3 protein-coding genes and 1 pseudogene are annotated in these 3833 nt (G+C 46.6%); all 4 read right to left on the bottom strand.

Annotated features, from left to right (window positions below; all coding sequences use genetic code 11):
* Positions 1 to 859 precede the first annotated feature (859 nt).
* A pseudogene (locus PG879_RS13180) lies at positions 860 to 1029 on the bottom strand (IS481 family transposase); the annotation flags it as partial.
* 97 nt (positions 1030 to 1126) lie between these two features.
* On the bottom strand, positions 1127 to 1909 hold the full coding sequence (locus PG879_RS13175) for an IS3 family transposase (RefSeq protein ID WP_223936907.1): 783 nt from the start codon (positions 1907 to 1909) through the stop codon (positions 1127 to 1129).
* A gap of 35 nt (positions 1910 to 1944) precedes the next feature.
* Complete coding sequence (locus tag PG879_RS13170) at positions 1945 to 2259, bottom strand: transposase (protein ID WP_039026396.1); 315 nt, start codon at positions 2257 to 2259, stop codon at positions 1945 to 1947.
* 352 nt (positions 2260 to 2611) lie between these two features.
* Positions 2612 to 3445: a hypothetical protein gene (locus PG879_RS13165; protein WP_125117149.1), complete on the bottom strand. Its 834-nt coding sequence runs from the start codon at positions 3443 to 3445 to the stop codon at positions 2612 to 2614.
* Between the last annotated feature and the right edge of the window lie 388 nt (positions 3446 to 3833).

Genomic DNA, 3833 nt, shown 5'->3' with positions numbered 1-3833 from the left:
ACCTGATCATGTTGAGCAGCTGATTAGAAGTGCAGCGATGCCTAAGCTGCCTGATAATATTGAGCAGCTGATTAGAGATGCGTCAATGCCTAAGCTGCCTGATCATGTTGAGCAGCTGATTAGAAGTGCAGCGATGCCTAAGCTGCCTGATAATATTGAGCAGCTGATTAGAGATGCGGCAATGCCTAAGCTGCCTGATCATGTTGAGCAGCTGATTAGAGGTGCAGCGATGCCTAAGCTGCCTGATAATATTGAGCAGCTGATTAGAGATGCGGCAATGCCTAAGCTGCCTGATCATGTTGAGCAGCTGATTAGAAGTGCAGCGATGCCTAAGCTGCCTGATCATGTTGAGCAGCTGATTAGAGATGCGGCAATGCCTAAGCTGCCTGATCATGTTGAGCAGCTGATTAGAGGTGCAGTGATGCCTAAGCTGCCTGATCATGTTGAGCAGCTGATTAGAGGTGCAGCGATACCTAAGCTGCCTGGTCATGTTGAGCAGCTGCTTAAAACTGTTGATGCACTTGTTCCACGTGAACTAAGGGAGTATCAAAAGACACTAAAGCAGTTCGAGGATGTAGTTAACAAGCAGTTCTCTGACTTGAGGGAATAAGACTTCATGTAATAGAGAGACTGTACAGCTCTAGTTATCATCAGACACCGGCCATCAAACCGGTGTCTTGTTTACGGTACTTTAGTACACAATTCTTCGATATCAATTTCAAACCCTTCTTGAACATGCTGTTGGGGGTCTGCCCCTCCATCACCCTTCTCTGATTGCCAGCCCATTCTTGTGCTCCCATTAAAGGGCCATGATTTGGCTTGGCGAGGGCGCGATCGGGCTCTTTTTTAACCAAGAAAATTTTAGAGCCAACCATTGGCTCCATAGGTCTGATAATTGTGGCTGATTTCGTAGAACTGCTGGCTGCTATGGCCGATGAAATTGAAGGCTTTGCTGACGTTATTGAGCTCTTTGGTGGGGTCTAGCTGGCTGAGTCTACGACATGCGACTTCCTCGCTGGGGTGACATATGGCTTCATTATCCGTTTTGAAGACGGATGATTACTCCCTTTTGTAGGCTGTTGTCAGGTGAATACTATCTTGTAATGACCCAGCCGTTCCTGCACAACTAAGCGGCTTCGGCATAGGCCTGCGCCGGTGTTTTCATCTTTAGCGCCTGGTGAGGACGCTTCTGGTTGTAAAACTGGATCCAGTCGCCAATCACCCGACTGGCATGCTGCAAGGTCTCGAACCTCTGCCGATGGGCACACTGCTCCTTGAGCGTTCTGATCACCCGCTCGACCATGCCGTTTTGTTCCGGCGTGTACGGCGTGATGAACTCCTGCTGCAACCCATAGCTCTTCACCAGTGCTGTGTAGTTGCGGCTGGTAAACACCAACCCATTGTCGCTACGTAACAAAAACGGCGATGCAACTCGTCCCAAGCTGCCGAAGCGAGCAATTAAGGCTTGCTCCAGCGCTGCCTCGGCCGTTTTCGATTTACCACTGCGCGAGAGATGCCATCCCAGTAGTTCACGGGTATGGCAATCAATCACCAGCGCCAAGGAACACCAGCCATCGCGACCAGCCCAGATCCGGCATAGGTCCGTCGCCCAGCGTTGGTTGGGCGCTGAGGCCACCGAAGGCAGGGCCTGGATCCGGGGGCGAAACCCAACCGGACGCTTGCGAACTTGCCAGCCCTTGAGCTGGAAGATGCGCTGTACCGTGTTCTTGTTGAACCCCAACAGGGCTGCAACCGTCCGGTAACCGAACGATGGGTTCTCCTCAATCATGTTTTTGATCGGGGTGACCAGATGCTCCTGAAGCTTGGGCGCGGCCTTGACGCTGCGGTAGTACCAACTACGACGCGGCAGGCCAAACCAGCGGCAGAGCTTGCTGACGGAGACATCAATACCTTCTGCGCGTAATCCCTGCTGAACATCGGCGACTATCTGTCGTCCTCGCCCAGCAGGGAGGCCAGCTTTTTTCTGGCGCGTAACTCCAGCATGGCCTCGCCATAAGCTTCCTGGAGTTCCTTGAGCTGCTTCTCGTACTGCTCGCGAATATCCAGTGGCTTGGCCCGTAAGGCGTTTTCCATGCCCCGTTTGGCGTCATCTACCCATTCTTCAATCTCGGAGGGCGGCAAATCAAAGGCTCGAGCCGCTTCGGCGACGGTGGTCTTGCCCTGAATGATTTCCATGACCAAGGCGGACTTGCGCTTGGCCGTCCAACGTTTGATTTCTTCGTCCATCGTGATGCTCATGTCTGTGATCTCCACTCATTATGACCTGAGCAGGATTTCAGTGGGTCATTACAATCTCCAAACAAAAAAGAGAAAAACCCTGACCAGAGAGCATGCCAGGGCTTGGATTAAAATTTTTATATGACAATGTTTTTTAAATAAAAATCTGTTCTTAGTGTTTAGATTTTTCTTTTCTTAAAAACGCATAAACGGTGAAGGCCCATGCAACTGGAGAAAACAACACACAGAGAATGAAGTTAGCAAAAGCTATCTTTTTTTCTTTCTTATAGATAAGCAATATAATGCTGGTTATCAATCCAATCAGCGTAGCAACTGCAAAGTAAATGTTATTGTTAATATCCATCTCTTCACCTCATCCAAAATAGCATTTATACACTTTGCCCTCAAATCCACATTTGAGTGGAGAAGATGAACCGCCTGGGCCGATGTTGCTTCCCCCTCCAAACGAAACGGGAACATTAAGTCTATCCAATGCTTTAATGAACTCTTGGAACGTACCTGGATCACCAGAGAATTTATATTCGTTGTTAAGATACGTTTTATCTAGAGGTAATTTATTACCATCCTTGTCACGTGAATCAGTTAGATCGAAGGTTAACTCACCGATATGATTAAGACCGGATATTCGGAAGTTTGCAATTGTACCGTCGGAGAACTTAACTGTTGCGTTCAAACGCACGCCATGTAATTTCCCTGCTATATTTATAATTAGCGACAAATAATCAACAGCATTCTGTCCATAGCTGGACGTTGTGAAGTAATATTGTGAAACCTGGCTCTCCAAATATGGTCTTGCAACGAGGGAATATGCACTTGGAGCAATTTCAGCAGGTATTGAAATCGATGTGTCAATGAATTTTTGATAGTCATTCTTTAACCGTTTCTGTACTACCATGTTAGACGCCATTGGTGCGTCAAGTGGAATGGCATCATATGCAAGAGAGTAAATTGGATCACCAATCTTATTGTATCTCACACTTTGGTAAACTGAATATTTCTTTGCAACACTTGTTTCAAAGTTAATAACATAAACCGTGTGAGAACCATTAAAATTACCAACTTCTTTTTTTGCAGCAGCAAGAAAGTTTCCATCAGTCGCACATGTATTACAGACTGTTCGAAACTCTAAGGCATTTGCGCTCGTTGATGCTATTAGCATAGCCACTACTAACAACCACTTTTTCATTTATATTTCCTTATTTTATTTGCTTCCATGGTTTCAATCGGAAAATAAACTACAATCAAGAATCGGGAAACGCAATAACAAGGATATAATTGGGGGTAAAATTTCATGAAGAACAAATAGCATGTAATAAAATACTCTCAAAGAGCCATTAATTAGTGATTGATATTGGGGTGCCCTCCTCTTAAAGCACCACAACTGGCTCTAACTAACCTTCTTAGCCTACTCAACCTCATCTCGTACATAGCAGCGTTGGCAAGCGTTATTTCCCAAATCAGCCAGCAAATCATGACTGTACAGATCTAGTTATCACCTGGATTTGACCCCATAGGTCCAGACACTTTTTCCCGCTTAGGGTTGTGATACCCGACTGCGCAGAAATTCCCGTGGT

This window comes from Aeromonas sp. QDB63 (assembly GCF_027707425.1).
GTDB classification, from domain to species: domain Bacteria; phylum Pseudomonadota; class Gammaproteobacteria; order Enterobacterales; family Aeromonadaceae; genus Aeromonas; species Aeromonas caviae.
The sequence above is the reverse complement of the archived record's forward strand: the minus strand, read 5'-3'. Positions and strand labels throughout refer to the sequence as shown.

Excerpts from the sequence above, each read along its gene's own strand:
- PG879_RS13170 (WP_039026396.1), bottom strand. The coding sequence starts at position 2,259 with ATGAGCATCACGATGGACGAAGAAATCAAACGTTGGACGGCCAAGCGC.
- PG879_RS13165 (WP_125117149.1), bottom strand. The coding sequence starts at position 3,445 with ATGAAAAAGTGGTTGTTAGTAGTGGCTATGCTAATAGCATCAACGAGC.